This is a genomic window from Pseudomonas sp. CCI4.2 (assembly GCF_034350045.1).
Lineage (GTDB): Bacteria > Pseudomonadota > Gammaproteobacteria > Pseudomonadales > Pseudomonadaceae > Aquipseudomonas.
Genome location: NZ_CP133781.1, coordinates 2,618,283 through 2,638,671, shown reverse-complemented (window position 1 = coordinate 2,638,671; position 20,389 = coordinate 2,618,283). Strand labels below are relative to the sequence as shown.

General features: G+C 57.5%; 21 protein-coding genes and 1 pseudogene. 15 read left to right on the top strand and 7 right to left on the bottom strand.

What is annotated here, in order from left to right:
• The first annotated feature begins 80 nt into the window (after positions 1-80).
• A complete protein-coding gene (locus RHM65_RS11960; RefSeq protein WP_322165770.1) occupies positions 81-545 on the top strand; it encodes a CopD family protein in 465 nt (154 codons plus the stop codon).
• A gap of 95 nt (positions 546-640) precedes the next feature.
• On the opposite strand, the gene RHM65_RS11955 is transcribed toward RHM65_RS11960, so the two are convergent.
• The 4 genes from RHM65_RS11955 to RHM65_RS11940 form a co-directional block, all read right to left on the bottom strand.
• Positions 641-1,414 carry a collagen-like protein gene (locus tag RHM65_RS11955; RefSeq protein ID WP_322185139.1) on the bottom strand — a complete coding sequence of 258 codons (774 nt, stop codon included), beginning with the start codon at positions 1,412-1,414 and terminating at the stop codon, positions 641-643.
• Positions 1,407-1,682: a DUF1145 domain-containing protein gene (locus RHM65_RS11950; protein WP_322185137.1), complete on the bottom strand. Its 276-nt coding sequence runs from the start codon at positions 1,680-1,682 to the stop codon at positions 1,407-1,409. Before RHM65_RS11950 ends, RHM65_RS11955 begins: the two co-directional genes overlap by 8 nt.
• A gap of 168 nt (positions 1,683-1,850) precedes the next feature.
• Positions 1,851-2,570 carry an OmpA family protein gene (locus RHM65_RS11945; RefSeq protein WP_322185135.1) on the bottom strand — a complete coding sequence of 240 codons (720 nt, stop codon included), beginning with the start codon at positions 2,568-2,570 and terminating at the stop codon, positions 1,851-1,853.
• 89 nt (positions 2,571-2,659) lie between these two features.
• Positions 2,660-3,370, bottom strand: coding sequence for an OmpA family protein (locus RHM65_RS11940; protein WP_322165774.1), 711 nt, complete (start codon positions 3,368-3,370; stop codon positions 2,660-2,662).
• A 168-nt stretch (positions 3,371-3,538) separates the two neighbouring features.
• Here RHM65_RS11940 and RHM65_RS11935 point away from each other — a divergent pair, with 168 nt between their 5' ends.
• Complete coding sequence (locus RHM65_RS11935) at positions 3,539-4,036, top strand: DUF6231 family protein (RefSeq protein WP_322165775.1); 498 nt, start codon at positions 3,539-3,541, stop codon at positions 4,034-4,036.
• 2 nt (positions 4,037-4,038) lie between these two features.
• Positions 4,039-4,512 carry a YchJ family protein gene (locus RHM65_RS11930; RefSeq protein WP_322165776.1) on the top strand — a complete coding sequence of 158 codons (474 nt, stop codon included), beginning with the start codon at positions 4,039-4,041 and terminating at the stop codon, positions 4,510-4,512.
• Positions 4,513-4,526: 14 nt separating this feature from the next.
• On the opposite strand, the gene RHM65_RS11925 is transcribed toward RHM65_RS11930, so the two are convergent.
• A complete protein-coding gene (locus RHM65_RS11925) occupies positions 4,527-5,063 on the bottom strand; it encodes a hypothetical protein (RefSeq protein WP_322165777.1) in 537 nt (178 codons plus the stop codon).
• Between the two features lie 114 nt (positions 5,064-5,177).
• On the opposite strand from RHM65_RS11925, the gene RHM65_RS11920 reads away from it, so the two are divergent.
• The 11 genes and pseudogenes from RHM65_RS11920 (at position 5,178) to pdeM (ending at position 18,858) form a co-directional block, all read left to right on the top strand.
• Complete coding sequence (locus RHM65_RS11920) at positions 5,178-5,384, top strand: SEC-C metal-binding domain-containing protein (protein ID WP_322165778.1); 207 nt, start codon at positions 5,178-5,180, stop codon at positions 5,382-5,384.
• Positions 5,385-5,569: 185 nt separating this feature from the next.
• A complete protein-coding gene (locus RHM65_RS11915) occupies positions 5,570-8,047 on the top strand; it encodes a penicillin acylase family protein (protein WP_322185133.1) in 2,478 nt (825 codons plus the stop codon).
• A gap of 195 nt (positions 8,048-8,242) precedes the next feature.
• Positions 8,243-9,232 (top strand): annotated as a pseudogene (locus RHM65_RS11910) (ligase-associated DNA damage response exonuclease); the annotation flags it as partial.
• A gap of 37 nt (positions 9,233-9,269) precedes the next feature.
• The gene (locus tag RHM65_RS11905) at positions 9,270-10,991 is read left to right on the top strand and encodes an ATP-dependent DNA ligase (RefSeq protein ID WP_322185131.1); all 1,722 of its coding nucleotides are present in this window, start codon (positions 9,270-9,272) and stop codon (positions 10,989-10,991) included.
• A gap of 340 nt (positions 10,992-11,331) precedes the next feature.
• A complete protein-coding gene (locus RHM65_RS11900; protein ID WP_322165783.1) occupies positions 11,332-12,114 on the top strand; it encodes a transporter substrate-binding domain-containing protein in 783 nt (260 codons plus the stop codon).
• 81 nt (positions 12,115-12,195) lie between these two features.
• Entirely contained in the window at positions 12,196-12,924 is a 729-nt protein-coding gene (locus RHM65_RS11895; RefSeq protein ID WP_322165784.1) for an ABC transporter permease, read from the top strand.
• A complete protein-coding gene (locus RHM65_RS11890; protein WP_322185129.1) occupies positions 12,921-13,631 on the top strand; it encodes an ABC transporter permease in 711 nt (236 codons plus the stop codon). The genes RHM65_RS11895 and RHM65_RS11890 overlap by 4 nt, the downstream gene beginning before the upstream one ends.
• A gap of 8 nt (positions 13,632-13,639) precedes the next feature.
• On the top strand, positions 13,640-14,758 hold the full coding sequence (locus RHM65_RS11885) for a succinylglutamate desuccinylase/aspartoacylase family protein (protein ID WP_322185127.1): 1,119 nt from the start codon (positions 13,640-13,642) through the stop codon (positions 14,756-14,758).
• 12 nt (positions 14,759-14,770) lie between these two features.
• Positions 14,771-15,535, top strand: a complete 765-nt coding sequence (locus RHM65_RS11880) for an ABC transporter ATP-binding protein (RefSeq protein WP_322185125.1) — start codon at positions 14,771-14,773, stop codon at positions 15,533-15,535.
• A 174-nt stretch (positions 15,536-15,709) separates the two neighbouring features.
• Positions 15,710-18,205: a ligase-associated DNA damage response DEXH box helicase gene (locus tag RHM65_RS11875; RefSeq protein ID WP_322185123.1), complete on the top strand. Its 2,496-nt coding sequence runs from the start codon at positions 15,710-15,712 to the stop codon at positions 18,203-18,205.
• Positions 18,202-18,858, top strand: a complete 657-nt coding sequence (pdeM, locus tag RHM65_RS11870; protein ID WP_322185120.1) for a ligase-associated DNA damage response endonuclease PdeM — start codon at positions 18,202-18,204, stop codon at positions 18,856-18,858. Before RHM65_RS11875 ends, pdeM begins: the two co-directional genes overlap by 4 nt.
• A gap of 12 nt (positions 18,859-18,870) precedes the next feature.
• Here pdeM and RHM65_RS11865 read toward each other — a convergent pair whose 3' ends face one another.
• Positions 18,871-19,077 carry a hypothetical protein gene (locus RHM65_RS11865; RefSeq protein WP_322165790.1) on the bottom strand — a complete coding sequence of 69 codons (207 nt, stop codon included), beginning with the start codon at positions 19,075-19,077 and terminating at the stop codon, positions 18,871-18,873.
• A gap of 105 nt (positions 19,078-19,182) precedes the next feature.
• Positions 19,183-19,749 (bottom strand): dCTP deaminase, encoded by a 567-nt coding sequence (gene dcd, locus RHM65_RS11860; RefSeq protein ID WP_322165791.1) that lies wholly within the window; start codon positions 19,747-19,749, stop codon positions 19,183-19,185.
• A 321-nt stretch (positions 19,750-20,070) separates the two neighbouring features.
• On the opposite strand from dcd, the gene RHM65_RS11855 reads away from it, so the two are divergent.
• Positions 20,071-20,280: a cold-shock protein gene (locus RHM65_RS11855; RefSeq protein WP_014336857.1), complete on the top strand. Its 210-nt coding sequence runs from the start codon at positions 20,071-20,073 to the stop codon at positions 20,278-20,280.
• Positions 20,281-20,389 lie beyond the last annotated feature (109 nt).

Below are 20,389 nucleotides of genomic sequence, written 5' to 3'. Positions count from 1 at the left end.
AGTGCTGGATAAATTTTCAGTGTTTCTAAGAGGCGGCTATCATACCGCGCTAAATCATCCCGCGCAGATCGGAGTACCGAATGACAGCTTTTGCCCTTGTTTACACGCTGCATGTGCTGGCGGCCCTGGTCTGGGTCGGCGGCATGTTTTTCGCTTGGATGGTCCTGCGCCCGGCGGTGGGTGCGGCATTGGAGGGTCCCAATCGGCTTAAATTGTGGGTCCAGGTGTTTCCTCGGTTCTTTTTCTGGGTTTGGGTGGCGGTATTGGTGCTGCCTATCACTGGGGTTGGCATGATCAACCAGCGCTTTTCAGGCTTTGAGACCGCGCCGCGTTACGTGCAAATCATGATGGGTTTGTATGTGGTGATGGTGGCGTTGTTCATCCGTATCTACTCGCTGCAACTACCCGAACTGCGCCGTGCGGTGGAGGCTGAACAATGGCAAGAAGGCGCCGCAGTGCTGGGGCGCATACGCCGGTTGGTGGGGATTAATTTGATTGTCGGGTTGGTGCTGGTGGGCGTAGCAGCGAGCCGGCCAGGGTTTTGATGGCGTCAGCCAGCTTGTTGGCGAGGCGGTCAACCTGACACATCCTCGCCAAAGATCCTTCGCCAACACGTTGTTGGCTCCTACAGGTCTGTGACTTACAACCGCTGTACCGTTAACGAACCATCGCGACCCGGCGCACCGGGCTGACCTGGTTGGCCTGGCCTGCCAGATTTGCCACCATCTGCGCGGTAAACCAGGCAACCCTTTGAGGCCCCACCCTTGCCTGCCAACCCCGCAGCACCGGCTAGCCCTCCCACTCCACCGTTGACCAGCACTTTGATGTGTTCGGCGGGAAATGCGGCGGGCAACTCGAGACGTACCAGTGCACCCGGCGCGCCATCGTGACCGTTGCTGCCGTTGTCGCCGTTGAAACCACGACTGGCTTCACCCCATAAACAACCAGGGTCTTCGCCGTTGGCGCCATCCAGACCGAAATACCCAGGGGCGCCTGAACCGCCACGGGCATCGATCGACAATTCATCAGCGTTCAGGTTTTCCAGGCGCAGGGTCAAATTACGACCCGGCAACGCGGGTTTGAGAAAGGTACCGGGCGCACCGCGAGCCGTGATTTGGCTGCCAGACGCCAGTTCGCCACGGCCGACGACCATGTTGAACCCTTGTCCACTGGGGATAATTGCGATGCGCGCTTCATGGCCCAACACCAATTCACCGACTCTGACTTCGTCGACGCCTGCAGGGATCAGCAAAGTCCCATAATCAGCGACTTCAAGGCGGTCGAGTTGCAAGACGCTGGTTTTAACGGGCAGACGCAACAGAGAATGCGCTTCAACTACCACCGCCTCTGCCATGACCACCGGGGTGAATATCGCGGCGCTGCATGCAACCGCCAGCAAGCGAAGTTTACGCATGAGCAACCTCCGCCGGCGCTCGGGAAAAGGTCTGCATGTGAAAAATGCCAAACAGCAGAATCTGCCCACGATCCAACCAAGGCCGCGCCCGTCCGCGCAGGCTGCCGTTGAACAAAACCAACTCCAGCAAATGGGTCAGCAGCAGCAAGCTGCCCGCCATGTTGATCAATAAATCAAACGGATTTGGCAATGCAGTGACCGTATTAATCAGCACTACCAGCCAGAAACCCAGCGTCAACATCTTCCCTAAACCCCAAAACAACTTCATACATGCCCCTGGCGGTTATTCTTTTGCGCACAGTAACGGCAACCGCGCGAATTTTGCCAGCGACCATTGAAAAATGTTCAGGTGCGCCGATTAGAGGCGCTACCCGCGACACAAAAAAACCGGGCCGGCGTTCAACCATGACCCGGTATAGGTAACGCAGTATCAACTTCAATGGTTGAGGCGTATCTCCACGCGGCGGTTTTTTGCTCGGCCCTCGTCAGTCGCGTTGTCCGCCACCGGTTGAGTTTTACCCATGCCTAGGGTGGATATTTTCCCCGACGGCAGTCCCTGGCTGATCAAAAATGTTGCCACGGCAGCGGCCCGACGCTCGGAGAGCTTCTGGTTGTAGGCAACAGAACCCTTGCTGTCGGTATGACCAACCACCTTGATGCTCACTACATCGGCGCTTTTCAGAGTGTCCATGATCGCGATTAATTGATCACGTGCTGAGGCCGTCAGCTCGTACTTGTCGAACGCAAACAGCACGGCCCCCTCATCGCTGAGGGTAATGACCTCCGGCGGTGCAGGTTCTGGGGGTTTGACAGTCGCAGGGTATTGCGGGAGTGGGCAGCCATTGTTATCAACGGGGGTATTGGGAGGCGTGTGAGGACAGGTATCGCGACGATCGAACACCCCATCCCCGTCCTCGTCACCGTCCTGGGCGAAACAGATAAGGCCACCGGCCAGCACGCCCAGTGCCGCGCCGCCACCTGCCCAAGCACCACTTTCTATGGCACCCAGCCCTCCTCCGACCAAGCCACCAATCACACTACAAATGGGCCAATTTTGTTGATTGAGCGGCGCCGTACCATCGCTGTGGGTCGCACAACCAGAAAGGACACCGCTGACCAAAATGAAAGGAAGTACCGCTCTTGCGCATACGCTCATAAGTCAATGCTCCTGAGTTACCGGCCCATGCCGGCACTCAGGAGTAAAGACGCACAACGTTAAGTACACAAGCCACGGAATACGGGCGTTTATCGGTTGATTTTGATCTCTACGCGACGATTCAGTGCTCGCCCTTCGGCTGTTTTGTTATCGGCCACAGGTCGGCTTTCGCCTTCACCGACAACTGCCACAAAACTGCTGCGCGCGATGCCAGTGCTGACCAGATAGTCGGTCACCGACTTCGCGCGTTTTTGCGAGAGGGTTTTGTTGTACTTGTCGCTGCCAACGCTGTCGGTATGACCACTGACGCGCAACTGGGCGCTCGGTGCTTCGCGTTTCAGACGGGTACTGATCAGATCAAGTTTCTGTTTGTCTGCCGCCGTTAATTGCGCCGAATCGAACTTGAAGTAGACGTCATTGATCACGATCGTCTCTTCTTTGACCACAACGACTTCTTCAACCACTGTAGGTTCGGTCGCTGCTGGTGCTACAACAGGTGGGCAACCATTGGCGTCGACACTGACACCTTTAGGCGTACCTGGGCACTTGTCGCGGCTGTCCGGCACGCCGTCGCCATCTTCGTCGCCATCGCCATGTACCCAGCAATACGCCGCTGCCACACCGCCGCCGATCAACACACCCCAACCGGCATAGGTTGCATTCTGAATTGCCCCCAGTCCGGCACCAGCCACCCCGCCGACTGCGGCACATTTAGGCCAATCGGTCTTTTGCAAACCCGCGCATCCAGTCAACAGACTGGTCACCAGGATCAAAGGTAACGCCACCCGAATCATACTCATTGACTTCATCTCCTATGGGATCGGTCCAAACCGATGCAGTGGGAGTAAAGACGTCAGTTCCACAGTCCGCCAATTAGCCATCATAAAAGCTGCGGATGAAGCAGCGCCGTCAGGGCTAGGCCAATACGTCACGGCACGCTAGTCTTGCAGCTCAATTGAGGAATTTCGATGACTGATGGCTTTTCTACGCGCACGCCGCAGCAAGCGCTGGCCGCATTGCTGGATCGATACGCCCCTAAACGCTTGTTGTTGATCGGCGCCGGCAGTTTCCCTGCGCTTGAAGCATTTTTAGCGGCTCATCCAGGTACCGAATTAGCCCACGCCACGCCCGGCCCATTGCCGCCAGCGCTAGCCGCACAACGCTTTGACCTGGCGCTGGCGCTGGATTGCCTGGAGCACCTGCCCAAACGCACCGGGTTAGAGTTGCTGGGCGGGATCCGTAATTTGAACGCAAGTCGTATCGCCGTATTAGCCGATCTGCACGCGTGTGGCTGGCAAGATACCGACTTCTATTCCTTGGCATTGCAAGCCAGCGAACGCTTTGCCCGAGACGAGCAGGTCCTGACGCTGTACACCTACGACCTGCGTGACTATAAACAAGTCCCCGATTGGCTGAACGCGAAGTTTTGGGCCAATCCGGAGAATTTTGGCAAGTATTGGTGGTAGCCATGACGAATGCGATCTGCCCCTGCGGCAGCGGAAATTTGCTGGACGCCTGCTGTGGGCATTATCACGGCGGGTTGCCCGCCCCCTGCGCAGAAGCGTTGATGCGCTCGCGTTACAGCGCTTACGTGCTGGGGCTGATCGATTATTTGGTGAGCACGACGCTGCCTGCGCAGCAAGCCAGCCTGGACCGCCAGTCCATCAGCGATTGGAGCGCGCGAAGCACGTGGCTAGGGTTGGGCGTGGAGCACGTCGAGGTATTTGGCGGCAAACCCGAGCATGCCTTCGTGACCTTCGTCGCGCGCTGGCACGACGGTGCAGGGGAACACAGCCATCGTGAGCGCTCGGCATTCGTCCAAAATCAAGGCCGCTGGTATTTCATCGATCCCACGGCGCCGCTCAAGGCAGGACGCAACGATGCGTGCCCCTGCGGCAGTGAGCAAAAATTCAAAAAATGCTGTGCGGGTTATCTCGCGTAGCCCGACCGATGGACTCAGCAGAGTTTTAGATGTGAGGTGTCGGGCGCCGGGCCGGCGGGTGGTTTTTTGATCTCATGCAGGTCACTTCCCACCGGAGCCAGACTCATTTGCGAAAGGTCAAGACGGGGTGCGGGCGCAGGGGCTTTTGGCTCTTGCAGCGCGCTCCCTACTTCAGCGACTGAATAATTGGGCGCATCCACGTCCACAAATGCAGCCATATAGGCGTCGCGCGGTGCGACCTGCAGTCGACGGTTAACCTGCGCAGGACGGAAGAAACCTGGAGCATCCGGCGGTGGCGCCAGTTCCACTTCTTCCATGTCGAGGTGCATGTCGACTATCTCGACAATCGCCCCGGCGCGCTCAAGGGTCGAGCGGTACTTAAACGCGGCGGCCTGATCGAGGTTGTTTTTGAGCACCAGACGCCGCCCTGAGAACAACAACGCGATACGCTGCTCATCGGCGTGGAACAACGTGATCAGGTTTGCCTCGACCCGCTCTCGTAGCGCACCGGGCACAATCTGACCACTAAAGACGATTTCATAGAGGTTCATCGGACAGGCTCCAACGGCACAAGGTGCAAGTATGGCCGATAATTCTGGTTTGAATGCGTGCACCGGACACGTATTGGCGAGATAATTCGCGCCAATTATTCCGGAGAGACCTTGATGAACCAGGAAACCCACGTTCACGGCCCTGACTGCGCCCACGACCACGATCATCAGCACCACGACCACCAACACGCTCACGTCCACGGCCCAGATTGCGGCCACGCACCACAAGAGCCCGTGCGCAACACCCTGAAAGACGTCGGCCGCAATGATCCTTGCCCCTGCGGCAGCGAGAAAAAATTCAAAAAGTGCCACGGCGCTTGATCAACTAAATGCCTGTAGAAGCCAACGTGTTAGCGATGTAAGCCGCGCCGCATTGTTTCACGCGGACCGCGTCAAACGCCTCGCCAACACGTTGGCTCCTGCAGAGGTATTGCTGCTTGCGTGTGGCGTGCCCGCTCACTAACGTAGCGCCATCAAAAAACGTCAGCCCTCGCAGGAGCTTTGCCATGGCCTCGCCAGCCCTTTTTAATTTTATTCCCCGGTTCGGCGTTGCCGCAGCAGTGGTCAGTGTCCTGAGTTTGAGTGGTTGCCAGCTCGGCGGCGGCAGCAGCGATACACTGCCACCGTCCAGTGGTGTGTTTCCGATCAAAGGGTTGGCGCAGAACGTCTCAGTGCGCCGCAACAACCTCGGTATGCCGCTGATCGAGAGCAATACTTTTCATGACGCGCTGTTCACCCTGGGTTATGTGCACGCCAGCGACCGCATCAGCCAAATGGTCAGCATGCGCCTGCTCGCCCAAGGCCGATTGGCCGAACTGGAAGGCCCCAGCGCCTTGGAAATTGACCGTTTCATGCGTTCGGTCAACTTGAAGAAAAGTGCCAGTGAGCTTTACAACAGCTCATCGCCACGCCTCAAACGGTTCTTCGAAGTCTATGCACGCGGCGTCAACGCCTACCTGTTTCGTTATCGCGACAAGCTGCCCGCCGATTTGACGGCAGCCGGTTACCGCCCCGAATATTGGAAGCCTGAGGATTCGGCGCTGATTTTCAGCCTGCTGAACTTCGGCATGTCGGTAAACCTGCAACAGGAGCTCTCGTCGCTGGTGTTGGCGCAAAAGGTCGGCGCGGAGAAACTCGCCTGGCTGATCCCGACCTACCCTGACGAAGAACTGCCGGTCGCCGAAACCGACAAACTCAAAGGCCTGAACCTGAGCCAAATCCCCGGTCTGGGTGATTTGAATAAGGTCGCCCTGCAGCTGTCCGACCTGAACATGCTCGGCGTTGCGGCCTCGAACAACTGGGTGGTCGCTCCCCAGCGCAGCCGCAGCGGAAAAAGTTTGCTGGCTAACGATATGCACCTGCCCGCCGCCTTACCGTCGGCGTGGAGTTTTGTGCAGATCCGCGCCCCCAAATTTGAAGCGGCCGGGATGTCCATCGCGGGCCTACCGCTGATCCTGTCTGGCTTCAACGGCAAGCTGGCTTGGGGCTTGACCACAGCGATGGGTGATAACCAAGACGTATTTCTGGAGAAACTCAAACGCGAAAACAACACGCTGCTCTATCTGGTAGACGGCAAGTGGCAACCGGCCTCGGTGCGCAACGAAACGTTCTTCATCAAAGGCGAGCGGGCGGTTCGCGAAACCATTTACGAAACCCGCCACGGCCCACTGCTCAACAGCGCGCTGGGCGAGCGCAGCAGCCCAGAGCAATCGGTTCAATTGAGCAACGGGTTGGGTCTGGCGCTGCAAACACCCGACTTCAAAGACGACAAGAGCATGGACGCGTTCTTTAACCTGTCCCGCGCACAAAACGTCGACAAAGCCTCGGACGCCATCCGTGAAATTCGTGCCATGGCCCTGAACATTGTGTTCGCCGATGCCCAACATGTCGGCTGGCAAGTCACCGGACGCTTCCCGAACCGCCGCGAAGGTTTAGGCTTGCTGCCATCGCCGGGCTGGGACAGCCATTATGATTGGGACGGTTACGCCGACTCGATGCTGCATCCGTACGATCAGGACCCACGGCAAGGCTGGATTGGCACCGCCAACCAACGCACCATGCAGAAAGGCTACGGCATGCAGCTGTCCAACTCCTGGAACTACCCGGAGCGCGCCGAACGCGTTGCTGATTTGTTGAACGCCGACAAACAAGACAGCCGCAGTATGATTGCCATGCAATACGACCAATCCACGACGTTTGCCGCCAAGCTGAAGAAGATGTTCCAGGCACCTGGCATGGCCCAGCCGCTGAAACAGGCCATCGATGCGCTGCCTGCGGCTGATCGCGGCAAGGCTCAAGAAGCCTTGGCCCGCTTGATCGCCTTCGACGGCAAGTTATCGACAACCTCTTCCGACGCCGCGATGTACGAGCTGTTCCTGCAAGAAAGCGCCAAGCAGATCTTCCTTGACGAACTGGGCCCGGAAACCAGCCCGGCCTGGAAAGCGCTGGTTGAAAACGCCCGCTTCACCTACTCCGCGCAAGCAGACCACCTGCTGGGCCGCGAAGACAGCCCGTATTGGGATGACATCAAAACCCCGCAAAAAGAAGACAAGCCAACCATCCTCGCCCGCAGCCTGGCCGCCGCAATAACCGCAGGCGACAGCCAGTTGGGTGCTGATCACAAGGCTTGGCAGTGGGGCAAACTGCACCGCTACACCTGGTCCGCGAAAAACGCCCAAATGGCCAATCGCAGTCCGATTCCAGCGGGAGGTGATCACAGCACGATCAATTCGGCAGCTTATGCGTGGGGTCAAAACTTCGACACCGTGCTGACACCGGCCATGCGGATCATCATCGACTTCGGTCAACCTGAGCCGATGATGAGTCAAAACAGCGCAGGCCAATCCGGCAACCCGGCCAGCCCGCATTACGCTGACGGCATCGATCCCTGGCTCAAAGGGCAATACACGACGATACCGATGCAACCGCAGAACCTGGAACGGGCCTACGGCAAGGCACGGTTAACGCTAACGCCAGGGAAGTAAGGCACCTTTTAGCTTTTTGAGACCCCTGTATGACCCAACTTGTTGGCGAGAGGCTTGATACGGTGTGTCAGGTGAAATCGCCTCACCAACAAGTTATCTCCTACAATGGCGTGCGACGAACGCGATATATCAACGTTGCGAACTTCCTCCCACCGGCCGCCTCATAACTAACAAGCCCATTGCTCTGGTCATCCCATGGACGTTGTTATCGCGCGCCCCGAAGGTTTGTATTGCCCGCCGGGAGATTTTTATATCGACCCTTGGCGCCCGGTAGAGCGTGCTGTCATCACCCATGGTCATGGCGATCACGCGCGTACCGGCAACCACCATTACCTGGCGGCGGCGCCCGGCGAAGGCATTTTACGGGCGCGACTGGGGCAGGACATCAACCTGCAAACCCTGAATTACGGCGAAAAAATCATCCACCACGGCGTGACACTGAGCCTGCATCCGGCCGGGCACGTGCTCGGCTCGGCGCAGGTTCGGCTCGAGTATCAAGGCGAAACATGGGTCGCTTCGGGGGATTACAAAGTCGAGCCCGATGGCACGTGCGCGCCATTCGAACCGGTGCGTTGTCACACCTTCATCACCGAATCCACCTTCGGCCTGCCGATCTATCGCTGGCAGCCTCAGGCCGAGATCTTTGCTGACGTCAACCAATGGTGGCGCGGCAATATCGAGCTAGGCAAAGCCAGTGTGTTGTTCTGTTATTCCTTCGGCAAAGCCCAGCGAATTCTGCACGGCATTGATCCCGACATCGGTCCGATTCTGGTCCACGGCGCCATTGAACCGCTGAACCGGGTCTACCGCGAAGCCGGTGTTCGTATTCCCGAAACCCATTACGCAGGCGACTTTAAAAAGACCGACCCGTTATTGCGCCGAGCATTGATTCTCGCTCCGCCCTCTGCCGGCGGCAGCACCTGGATGCGGCGTTTTGGTGATCTCAGCGATGCATTTGCCAGTGGCTGGATGATGTTGCGCGGCACTCGACGTCGGCGTGGCGTGGATCGGGGCTTTGTGCTCTCGGACCATGCCGACTGGCCAGGGTTACTGTGGGCTATTGAACAAACTGGCGCCGAGCGGGTGATGGTGACCCATGGTTCGGTCAACGTATTGGTACGCTATCTGCGCGAAAAAGGCTTGGATGCTCAGGGGTTCAGCACTGAATACGGCGACGACGAAGACCTCGCACTCGGCCCCCCGAATCCCATGAGGTCCCGGCATGAAAGCCTTCGCTGCCCTGTATTCTCGCCTGGATGCCACCACGTCGAGCAACGCCAAGCTGGCCGCATTATGCGATTACTTTCTTGCCGCCACACCTGAAGATGCCGCGTGGGCTGTGTACTTTCTGTCCGGCGGCCGACCTCGGCAATTGGTGCCGACTCGGTTGCTGCGCGAACAGGCGATGGCCCTTTCCGGCTTGCCTGAGTGGTTGTTTGAGGAAAGTTATCAAGCCGTGGGCGACTTGGCTGAGACGCTTTCATTGATTCTTCCCGAGGTTCGGCACAGCTCTGATGCGGGCCTGGCGACGTGGATGGAAGACTATTTGTTACCGTTACGCGGCCTGCCACCTGAAGAACTGGCGGTGCGGCTTGAAGGGTATTGGGCGCAGCTCGACCGCGTTAGCCTGATGGTCTGCATCAAATTGATTACCGGCAGTTTCAGAGTGGGCGTTTCTAAACTGCTGGTAACCCGCGCGCTTGCTTCATTGGCTAACATCGACAGCAAGCGCGTGGCCCAACGTCTGGTGGGTTACACCGACCTTTCCCACAGGCCCAGCGCCGAGGGTTACCTCAAGCTGATTGCCGCTGAGTCCGACGATGAACACGCCCAGCGCGGTGGCCAGCCCTATCCATTTTTCCTCGCTCACTCCCTGCAGCAACCGGTGGATCAATTCGAAACGCTGCTCGGTCCGTGTGAAGCCTGGCAAGTGGAATGGAAGTGGGACGGAATCCGCGCGCAATTGGTCAAGCGCGAGGGTCGTTTATGGATCTGGTCCCGTGGCGAAGAACTGGTGACCGATCGCTTCCCGGAACTGCACAGCCTCAGCCAGCGCTTGCCGGACGGGACAGTGATCGACGGCGAAATCGTCGTCTGGAAAGCGCCTGCAGTCGAACTAAAACTAAAAGGTGATGAGGCGTTTGCCTTGGGACCACCCGAAACCGGGGACGCCGCTCAGCCCTCCGTGCAACCTTTCGCTTTGCTGCAGCAGCGGATCGGCCGCAAGACATTAGGTAAGAAGATTTTGCAGGACGTGCCGGTAGTGGTTCTCGCCTACGACCTGCTGGAGTGGCAAGGCCATGATTGGCGCAGCCGTCCTCAACACGAACGGCGTACCCAGCTCGAAGCATTGCTCCATGAATGCCAGAGCCCGGTCTTGCTGGAGTCGCCGGTGCTGGTGGGTTGCGACTGGATGGACCTCGGCCGGCAACGCGAAGCGTCCCGCAGCCTCGGCGTCGAGGGCATGATGCTCAAGGCGCGCGATGCGTTATATGGCGTGGGTCGCACCAAAGACATGGGCGTTTGGTGGAAATGGAAAGTCGATCCATTCAGCGTCGACGCCGTGTTGATCTACGCCCAGCGCGGCCACGGTCGACGCGCCAGTCTGTACAGCGATTACACCTTCGCTGTCTGGGACGGGCCGCCCGACGCCAGCGAACGAATGTTGGTTCCGTTCGCCAAAGCCTATTCCGGGCTGACCGATGAAGAGATGCGCAAGGTCGATGCAATTGTCCGTAAAACCACAGTGGAAAAATTCGGCCCGGTGCGCAGCGTGACCCCGAGCCTCGTGTTTGAACTGGGTTTTGAAGGGATCGCCTTGTCGAAACGGCACAAAAGCGGGATTGCGGTGCGTTTCCCCAGGATGCTGCGCTGGCGCCACGATAAATCAGTGGCTGAGGCTGACAGCTTATCGACGCTACAAGATTTGCTCAGCCAAGCGTGATGCGCTATTTTAGTGCGCTTATTTTTGAGCGCGCCATTTCTGTGCATGAGCGCATTTCTGTAGGGGCTAACTTGTTGACGACAGGGCGAACGCAGTTTGCCTGATAGGTCGCCTCGCCAACCCGTTGCTCCTACCGTATCGTTTCATGCTTGGCGTTCGAGGTTTCCCCGCCCCAGCAGGGCGTTTCAGCACTAAAGTCATGATTGCGACAACTCTGTACATTTAAAACGCACGTTCGTCTCTTTGGTTCAAATATTGCTATCTTCTTACCGTCTGGCGCTTGCCGGTAGCAAGAGATCCGCGTGTTCCCAACGCTCATTTTGGTTTTAAGGACTGATCAATGAAAAAAGCATGGCTGACCCTTTCCGCATTGGCTATTTGTCTGGCCGCTGGTAGTGCAATGGCCAAGGAATACAAGGAATTACGCTTCGGCGTCGATCCTTCTTATGCACCTTTCGAATCAAAAGCAGCCGATGGCAGCCTGGTAGGCTTCGATATCGATCTGGGCAATGCGATTTGCGCCGAGCTGAAAGTGAAATGCAAATGGGTTGAAAGCGATTTCGACGGCATGATCCCAGGCTTGAAAGCCAACAAATTCGACGGCGTTATCTCGTCGATGACCGTTACAGAGGCCCGTGAGAAGGTTATCGACTTCTCAAGCGAACTGTTTTCCGGTCCAACGTCGTTGGTCTTCAAGAAAGGTTCTGGCGTCACTTCCGACCCGGCAACCCTGAAAGGCAAGACCGTGGGCTATGAGCAAGGCACGATTCAAGAAGCCTATGCCAAAGCCGTTCTGGACAAAGCTGGTGTGACCACCAAGGCCTACGCCAACCAGGATCAGGTTTACGCTGACCTGACTTCCGGTCGTCTTGATGCTTCCGTACAAGACATGCTGCAAGCCCAACTGGGCTTTCTGAAGTCACCAGCAGGCGCTGGTTTTGAAGTTTCCAAGCCAATCACTGATCCACTGCTGCCAGCAAAAACGGCCGTTGGTATCTCGAAAGGTAACAAAGACCTCAAAGCACTGTTGGATAAAGGTATCAAAGCGTTACACGCTGACGGTAAATACGAAGAAATCCAGAAAAAACACTTTGGTGATCTGAACCTGTATAGCGGTAAATAACATCCCAACGCCCATCGATTTCAGGTGAGAATCCGTCACCCGTTTCGATGGGCGTTTTTTTGACCGCAAAAGGCTTGATCCATGCTCGACGAATGGCTGCAATACCTTGGTTTATCTGCCCTCAGCTTGAGAGGCTTTGGCCCCCTGCTGCTCCAAGGGACCTGGATGACCATCCAATTAGGAATTCTGTCGCTGCTGGTCGCCGTGATCCTCGGCTTGATCGGCGCCAGCTGCAAATTGTCCAGTCTGCGTGCGCTGCGTATACCCGCGCAGGTCTACACCACCTTGATCCGCGGCGTGCCCGACTTGGTGCTGATGCTGTTGATTTTCTACAGCCTGCAAACCTGGCTCACCAGCTTCACTGAAATGATGGACTGGGATTACATCGAAATCGACCCGTTCGCCGCCGGGGTGATCACCCTGGGGTTTATCTACGGCGCCTATTTCACCGAAACCTTCCGGGGCGCCATTCTTTCCGTGCCTCGCGGCCAAGTTGAAGCCGCCACCGCGTATGGCTTGACCCGCAGCCAACGGTTTCGCGTGGTGGTATTCCCGCAAATGATGCGTTTCGCACTGCCAGGTATCGGTAATAACTGGATGGTGATCCTCAAAGCCACTGCACTGGTCTCGATCATTGGCCTCGCCGATCTGGTCAAGGCCTCTCAAGACGCGGGCAAAAGCACCTACGAGCTGTTCTACTTTCTAGTCGTGGCTGCGCTGATTTACCTACTGATCACCAGCGCTTCGAACATTGTCCTGCGCTGGGCTGAACGACGTTATGCCGCTGGTAGCCGGGAGGCACAACGATGATCGAACTTCTTCAAGAGTATTGGCGGCCCTTCCTCTATAGCGACGGCCAACACATCACCGGTCTGGCAATGACCATGTGGCTGCTGAGCGCCTCTATCGCCATTGGTTTTGTGGTGTCGATTCCGCTGTCGATCGCCAGGGTTTCACCCAAGTTCTGGATCCGCTTGCCGGTGCAGTTCTACACCTACCTGTTTCGTGGAACACCGCTGTATATCCAACTGCTGATTTGCTACACCGGCATTTACAGCCTCGCGGCGATTCGTGCACAGCCGTTGCTCGATGTGTTTTTCCGCGACGCCATGAACTGCACCATTCTCGCGTTCGCGTTGAACACCTGCGCTTACACCACCGAGATTTTTGCCGGGTCGATCCGCAGCATGGCTCACGGCGAAGTCGAAGCGGCCAAAGCCTTCGGCCTCACCGGCTGGAAACTTTATGCCTACGTGATCATGCCGTCAGCCCTGCGCCGCTCGCTGCCGTTCTACAGCAACGAAGTCATCTTGATGCTGCATTCGACCACCGTGGCGTTCACCGCTACCGTGCCGGACATTCTCAAGGTCGCAAGGGATGCCAACTCAGCGACATTCTTGACGTTCCAGTCTTTCGGTATAGCCGCACTCATATACTTGACTGTCACTTTTGCCTTGGTTGGCCTGTTCCGGTTGGCCGAGCGCCGCTGGCTGGCCTTTCTCGGCCCGGCTCACTAGGACACTTTATGCGCCACCAAACCCACGAGATGCTCGCCCCTTTGCCGGGAACCGCGCGGCAGATCCACAGCTTTCATTACGGCCCCGAGCATGCGGGTCGCAAGGTCTATATTCAGGCGTCGCTGCATGCGGACGAATTGCCCGGCATGTTGGTGGCCTGGTACGTCAAACAACGGCTGGCTGAACTGGAAAACGCCGGGCGACTGCTGGGCGAAATCGTCGTGGTCCCGGTGGCCAATCCCATCGGCCTCGAACAAGTGCTGATGGACATCCCGCTGGGCCGCTATGAACTGGAGAGTGGGCACAATTTCAACCGCCGATTCCTAGACCTCAGCCAACAGGTCGGGGATGACGTCGAAGCCCAGCTCGGCGACGATCCACAACGCAATCTCGAATTGATCCGCAGCAGTTTACGCTCGGCGTTGAAAGCGCAGGTCGCCAGCACTCAACTGCAGTCCCAGCGCCTCACCCTGCAAACGCTTGCGTGTGACGCTGACATGGTGCTGGACCTGCATTGTGACTTCGAAGCCGTGGAACATATTTACACCACTCCAGAAGCCTGGTCCTTGGTCGAACCGCTGTCGCGCTACCTGGGCGCTCAGGCCAGCCTGTTGGCCACCGATTCTGGCGGCCAGTCGTTCGATGAATGTTTCACGCTGCTCTGGTGGCAGTTACAGCAACGCTTTGATGGACGCTTCGAGATTCCAATGGGCAGTTTTTCGGTGACCCTTGAGCTTCGCGGCCAGTGCGATGTTAGCCACGCGTTGGCCAGTCGCGACTGTCAGGCACTCATCAACTACCTCATGCACTTCGGCGTTATTGCCGGGGAACCAACGCTGCTGCCGGAGCTGCTATACCCGGCAACGCCACTGGCAGCCGTTGAGCCGGTAGAAACACCCGTGGGTGGTTTGCTGGTGTTTTGTGCCTTGCCTGGCGAATACCTGGAAGCCGGACAGCTGATTGCTGAAATCATCGATCCGATCACCGATCTGGTAACGCCGATCCACACTCTTAATCCCGGTTTGTTGTACGCGCGCTCCGTGCGACGCATGGCAACCGCCGGCATGGTCATCGCTCACGTTGCAGGCACCGAAGCCTACCGTAGCGGTTACCTGCTCTCTCCTTAAGGACTGCACGGCATGTACAAACTGACCATTGATAGCCTGCACAAAAGCTACGGCGACAACGAAGTGCTCAAAGGCGTGTCGCTCAAGGCCAATACCGGCGATGTGATCAGCCTTATCGGCGCCAGCGGTTCGGGTAAAAGCACGTTCTTGCGCTGCATCAACTTTCTCGAAACGCCGAACGATGGCGCCATGAGCCTGGACGGCCAACAAATTCGCATGGTCTCCGACCGGCATGGCATGCGCGTCGCCGATTCGGCTGAATTGCAGCGCATCCGCACCCGGCTGGCGATGGTGTTTCAGCATTTTAATTTGTGGAGCCATATGACCGTACTGGAAAACGTCGCCATGGCCCCGCGTCGTGTACTTGGCGTCAGCAAACGCGAAGCTGAAGAACGTGCGCGCAAGTACCTCGACAAAGTGGGGCTGCCGGCTCGCGTCGCCGAGCAATACCCCGCTTTCCTTTCTGGCGGCCAACAACAGCGCGTGGCGATTGCACGGGCATTGGCGATGGAACCCGAGGTGATGCTGTTCGACGAACCCACCTCGGCCCTTGACCCGGAGCTGGTGGGTGAAGTGCTGAAAGTGATTCAGGGCCTGGCTGAAGAAGGTCGCACCATGATCATGGTGACCCACGAAATGAGCTTCGCGCGCAAAGTATCCAATCAGGTGATGTTCCTGCACCAGGGCTTGGTGGAAGAACAAGGACACCCGGACGAAGTCTTGGGCAACCCGCAAAGTGATCGACTGCGCCAGTTTTTGAGTGGGAATTTGAAGTAACAGCAGCTGATACGCGTCGCGACATTCCCGAATGAATTCGGTCCCACAGGCAAATCTCGGCCCCCCTGTGAGACCGAATTCATTCGGGAAGCGGTTTATCGGCCGTCCAGGCACAAAACTAATCCCCAATCCTCGCTGTCTCTGAATTAAGCCACTCAGAGCATCCAGCGCGGCATGAGCACAACTCCTAGCGATTTCGCTCGACGATGGTTCTCTGCTCGCGGCTGGACACCTTTTGCGTTTCAAAAAGAAGTCTGGGCAGCGGTTAAACGCGGTGAATCGGGTTTGCTGCATGCCAGTACCGGCGCGGGTAAAACCTACGCGGTGTGGTTCGCGGCACTGAATAGATTCGCCCACGCCACCTTGCCTCTCGCCGCCGACAAACCGAGTAAACGTAAGCCACCTCCAGCGCCGTTAAGTGTGCTGTGGATCACACCGATGCGCGCCCTAGCGGCCGACACTGCCCGCGCCCTGCAAGCGCCGCTGCTGGATTTGAACATTCCCTGGAGTGTCGGCCTGCGCACCGGTGACACCAGCAGCAGCGAACGCGCCAAGCAAAGTCGACGACTGCCCAGTGTGCTGATTACCACCCCAGAAAGCCTAACCCTGCTACTGACCCGCGAAGACGCCCACGCAACGCTGTCCACCGTGCGCATGGTGGTGGTTGACGAATGGCACGAGCTGATTGGCAACAAGCGCGGCGTGCAATTGCAACTGGCGCTGGCAAGGCTCCGGCGCTGGAATCCACCACTGATCGTGTGGGGTGTTTCCGCGACATTGGGCAATCAAGCTTATGCTCAACAGGTTCTGCTCGGCGACGCGGGGGTCAACGTCCAGGGCAACGTTAGCAAAGACTTGATCGTCGACACGCTGCTGCCCCCTTCCATCGAACGTTTCCCATGGGCCGGGCACATGGGATTGAGCATGCTGGCGCAGGTGGTTGCTGAAGTAGACAGCTGCGCCAGATGCCTGCTGTTCACAAATACCCGCGCACAGTCAGAGATCTGGTATCACGCGTTGCTAGACGCGCGCCCTGATTGGGCCGGACTGATCGCTTTGCATCACGGCTCACTGGCCCGAGAAGTGCGCGATTGGGTTGAGATGAGCCTCAAGGAGGGCCATCTGAAAGCGGTGGTGTGTACGTCCAGTCTTGATCTGGGCGTGGATTTTCTGCCGGTGGAGCGCGTCCTGCAAATCGGCTCGGCTAAAGGTGTTGCGCGCTTGATGCAGCGTGCCGGTCGTTCAGGGCATGCGCCCGGTCGCCCGTCGCGAGTGACCTTAGTGCCGACCCACAGTTTGGAGTTGGTGGAGGCTGCAGCCGCTCGCAACGCCGTGGCCGCGAGGCGAATCGAACCTCGGGACTCGCCGCACAAGCCACTGGACGTATTGGTCCAACACTTGGTGAGCATGGCCCTCGGTGGCGGTTTTCGGCCTGATGATTTGCTGACGGAGGTCCGCAGCGCTTGGGCCTACCGCGACCTGACGGAGGAAGAATGGCAATGGGCGCTGGCCTTTGTTCGGCATGGCGGCCACTCCCTCACCGCTTACCCCGATTACCGCCGCGCAGAACCGGACGATCACGGCGTCTGGCGCGTTCCTGACGCACGTCTTGCCCGGCGCCATCGCATGAGCATCGGCACCATCGTCAGCGATGCCAGCATCAACGTGAAGTATTGGAGCAAGGGCGGCGGTGGTCGCGCCTTGGGCACGGTTGAGGAAGGTTTCATAGCGCGTTTGAAACCCGGGGACGGTTTTCTGTTTGGCGGCCGCCTGCTGGAGCTGGTGCGCGTGGAGAATATGACCGCTTATGTGCGGCGTGCCACCGGCAAAAAAGCCGCCGTCCCGCGCTGGAATGGCGGACGAATGCCGTTGTCCAGCGAGCTGGCGGATGCCGTGGTCAACCAATTTGACGAGGCGGCTCGGGGCGAGTTCGGCAGCCCGGAAATGCACGCCGTACGCCCACTGTTGGAGGTGCAGCAAAAGTGGTCCGGATTGCCCCGACAGCACACGTTATTGGCTGAGGTGCTTAAGTCCCGAGAGGGCTGGCATCTTTTTCTGTACCCGTTCGCCGGACGCCATGTGCATCTGGGACTGGCGAGCCTTCTGGCTTGGCGCTTGAGCCGCCATCGACCGCTGACGTTTTCCATCGCCGTTAACGATTATGGGTTCGAGCTGCTTAGCGCAACGGAAGTGGATTGGGTTGAAGAACTGGGCGCCGACGTGTTCAATCGAGAACATTTGCTGACGGACATTCTCGCCAGTCTGAATGCGGGTGAGTTGGCCCTTCGACGCTTTCGGGAGATCGCCCGAATCGCCGGCTTGGTATTTTCCGGCTACCCCGGCGCACCCAAAAGCGCGCGGCAGTTGCAGGCGTCCAGCGGTTTGTTTTTTGAGGTTTTCAAGCAGTACGACGCGGGCAATCTATTGCTGACCCAAGCCCAGGAAGAAGTCTTGCGCCAGGAACTGGACGTCGATCGACTCGAACGCTCATTGGAGCGGATTAATCAGCGCACGCTCGATGTACACAGGATCAAGCGACCAACACCGCTGGCCTTTCCGCTGCTGGTGGAGCGTTTTCGTGAGAGTCTGACGTCGGAAAAACTCGCTGACCGCATCGCCCGAATGGTCCGTGATCTGGAGAAAGCCGCCGGGTCTGAGCTCAACTCATGACGCCCCATTACCCAATAGAACTGGCAGGGGCGCAATTGTGGCTGCTGGCAGACAAGGCGATCTACTACCCGGCCTTGCGAGTGTTGATGATTGCCGATGCGCATTTCGGCAAAGCTGCCGCCTACCGAAAACTCGGGCAACCGGTGCCCCGAGGGACCACCCACAGCAACTTGCAACGAATAGACGCGCTGCTTGAGCGTTACCCGTCCGAGCACCTGATTTTTTTGGGCGATTTTTTTCATGCGCCAGGCTCGCGAGCGGCCGCGACATTGGCGGCGTTGCGGGAATGGAGGTTGCGCCACGAAGCGTTGCGCATTGTATTGATTCGCGGCAATCACGATCTACGCGCCGGTGACCCGCCCGTCGATTGGGGTTTTGAGGTTGTGTCAGAACCCTTGTTGCTCGGGCCGTTCGCGCTACAGCACGAACCGGATGCACATCCAACGCACACGGTACTGGCGGGTCACGTCCATCCGGTTTATCGGCTCCAGGGAAACGGTCGACAAAGCCTGCGACTGGCGTGTTTTTACATAAAAGAGCGAATCGCCGTGCTGCCGGCCTTCGGAGCCTTTACGGGAGGCATGGAGATAAAACCCGACGTCGCCAGCCAGATTTTTATCGTCGGTGACGGGGCCGTGTGGCGGGCGCTATGAACGGCCTGCCAATCAAGCAACCGGCGCAGGTGGAGGCTGATCCGGTAGCGTTGGCTCGCCGGGCTCTGTAGGTTGCATCGGGGTATCAGGCCCAGGCTGACCAGGGATTCCGCCTACCATATTGATCTGTGGCGGCGCGAGCAGCGACCACGCCAGCAGCCCCACATGATTGTTGTGTAAGTCCGCCGGAGGAACGATGGGCTTCGTATACGTCTTCATAGGCACTCCTGAAAATAGTCTGACTCAATGGGGGCGAGCCCGAACAGTTCAGTCAATAGAGTGCCGATCAGAAGACTAATTCCCTCGCTGCCTGATCAATGGTTATCAGGTACGTGGAAGGGTCACGCCACGCTGACCTTGATACTTGCCGCCACGGTCTTTGTAGGAGATTTCGCACTCTTCGTCGGATTCCAGGAAAAGCATCTGTGCCACTCCTTCGTTCGCGTAGATTTTCGCCGGCAAGGTCGTGGTATTCGAGAATTCCAGAGTGACGTGACCTTCCCATTCAGGCTCAAGTGGGGTCACGTTGACGATGATTCCGCAGCGAGCGTAAGTGCTTTTTCCCAGACAGATGGTCAGCACATTGCGCGGAATACGGAAATATTCGACGGTGCGGGCCAGTGCAAACGAGTTCGGCGGGATGATGCAGACGTCGCTGGTCACATCAACAAAGCTTTTTTCATCGAAGTTTTTTGGGTCGACGGTCGCCGAGTTGATGTTGGTAAACACCTTGAATTCAGCGGCACAACGCACGTCGTAGCCATAGCTGGATACACCGTAGGAAATCAATCGGTTAGCGCCTTCGCCCCGTACCTGACGCTCTACGAACGGCTCGATCATTGCGTGTTCTTGCGCCATGCGGCGAATCCACTTGTCCGATTTGATACTCATGGCGGTGTCCTGAATAGCGAGCTAGAAAAATCTGTCCGGCATCTTACCGGGCCAGGCCCTTGGGTTCAAAGACTCTGGTGGCCCAAACCGCCTGTCTGCTATAGCCCGTTAGTCACGAAAGTAAATAATCGTGAACAGACCATTGGCACGTTCCAAAAAACGCGTTAAGGTGGCGCCACTGTGTTGCTTGTGTCACTGAGAATCTCTACACGATGTTGAATTTCGATCCAACCATCTCCAAGAATTTTTCCTGCTCTTTGCACTCAGTCTCGGCCAGGGCTTTTCCTGAGTCGCAGTTAACTTTGTCCAAGGAGATACACCATGTCTAATCGCCAAACTGGTACCGTTAAGTGGTTCAACGATGAAAAAGGCTTCGGCTTCATCACTCCACAATCGGGTGACGACCTGTTCGTTCACTTCAAAGCAATCCAATCTGACGGCTTCAAAAGCCTGAAAGAAGGCCAACAGGTCTCTTTCGTCGCTACCCGCGGCCAGAAAGGCATGCAAGCTGAAGAAGTTCAAGTTATCTAACTTGTCCTTATTCGCTTAAAAAGAACCTCGCCCTTAAAAGCGAGGTTTTTTTACGCCTGTCGTTTATGTAGATAGGCGCGGCGTGCCGGACATAGCGCATCAATCCTTC

Excerpts from the sequence above, each read along its gene's own strand:
- RHM65_RS11960 (WP_322165770.1), top strand. The coding sequence starts at position 81 with ATGACAGCTTTTGCCCTTGTTTACACGCTGCATGTGCTGGCGGCCCTG.
- RHM65_RS11955 (WP_322185139.1), bottom strand. The coding sequence starts at position 1,414 with ATGCGTAAACTTCGCTTGCTGGCGGTTGCATGCAGCGCCGCGATATTC.
- RHM65_RS11950 (WP_322185137.1), bottom strand. The coding sequence starts at position 1,682 with ATGAAGTTGTTTTGGGGTTTAGGGAAGATGTTGACGCTGGGTTTCTGG.
- RHM65_RS11945 (WP_322185135.1), bottom strand. The coding sequence starts at position 2,570 with ATGAGCGTATGCGCAAGAGCGGTACTTCCTTTCATTTTGGTCAGCGGT.
- RHM65_RS11940 (WP_322165774.1), bottom strand. The coding sequence starts at position 3,370 with ATGAGTATGATTCGGGTGGCGTTACCTTTGATCCTGGTGACCAGTCTG.
- RHM65_RS11935 (WP_322165775.1), top strand. The coding sequence starts at position 3,539 with ATGACTGATGGCTTTTCTACGCGCACGCCGCAGCAAGCGCTGGCCGCA.
- RHM65_RS11930 (WP_322165776.1), top strand. The coding sequence starts at position 4,039 with ATGACGAATGCGATCTGCCCCTGCGGCAGCGGAAATTTGCTGGACGCC.
- RHM65_RS11925 (WP_322165777.1), bottom strand. The coding sequence starts at position 5,063 with ATGAACCTCTATGAAATCGTCTTTAGTGGTCAGATTGTGCCCGGTGCG.
- RHM65_RS11920 (WP_322165778.1), top strand. The coding sequence starts at position 5,178 with ATGAACCAGGAAACCCACGTTCACGGCCCTGACTGCGCCCACGACCAC.
- RHM65_RS11915 (WP_322185133.1), top strand. The coding sequence starts at position 5,570 with ATGGCCTCGCCAGCCCTTTTTAATTTTATTCCCCGGTTCGGCGTTGCC.
- RHM65_RS11905 (WP_322185131.1), top strand. The coding sequence starts at position 9,270 with ATGAAAGCCTTCGCTGCCCTGTATTCTCGCCTGGATGCCACCACGTCG.
- RHM65_RS11900 (WP_322165783.1), top strand. The coding sequence starts at position 11,332 with ATGAAAAAAGCATGGCTGACCCTTTCCGCATTGGCTATTTGTCTGGCC.
- RHM65_RS11895 (WP_322165784.1), top strand. The coding sequence starts at position 12,196 with ATGCTCGACGAATGGCTGCAATACCTTGGTTTATCTGCCCTCAGCTTG.
- RHM65_RS11890 (WP_322185129.1), top strand. The coding sequence starts at position 12,921 with ATGATCGAACTTCTTCAAGAGTATTGGCGGCCCTTCCTCTATAGCGAC.
- RHM65_RS11885 (WP_322185127.1), top strand. The coding sequence starts at position 13,640 with ATGCGCCACCAAACCCACGAGATGCTCGCCCCTTTGCCGGGAACCGCG.
- RHM65_RS11880 (WP_322185125.1), top strand. The coding sequence starts at position 14,771 with ATGTACAAACTGACCATTGATAGCCTGCACAAAAGCTACGGCGACAAC.
- RHM65_RS11875 (WP_322185123.1), top strand. The coding sequence starts at position 15,710 with ATGAGCACAACTCCTAGCGATTTCGCTCGACGATGGTTCTCTGCTCGC.
- pdeM (WP_322185120.1), top strand. The coding sequence starts at position 18,202 with ATGACGCCCCATTACCCAATAGAACTGGCAGGGGCGCAATTGTGGCTG.
- RHM65_RS11865 (WP_322165790.1), bottom strand. The coding sequence starts at position 19,077 with ATGAAGACGTATACGAAGCCCATCGTTCCTCCGGCGGACTTACACAAC.
- dcd (WP_322165791.1), bottom strand. The coding sequence starts at position 19,749 with ATGAGTATCAAATCGGACAAGTGGATTCGCCGCATGGCGCAAGAACAC.
- RHM65_RS11855 (WP_014336857.1), top strand. The coding sequence starts at position 20,071 with ATGTCTAATCGCCAAACTGGTACCGTTAAGTGGTTCAACGATGAAAAA.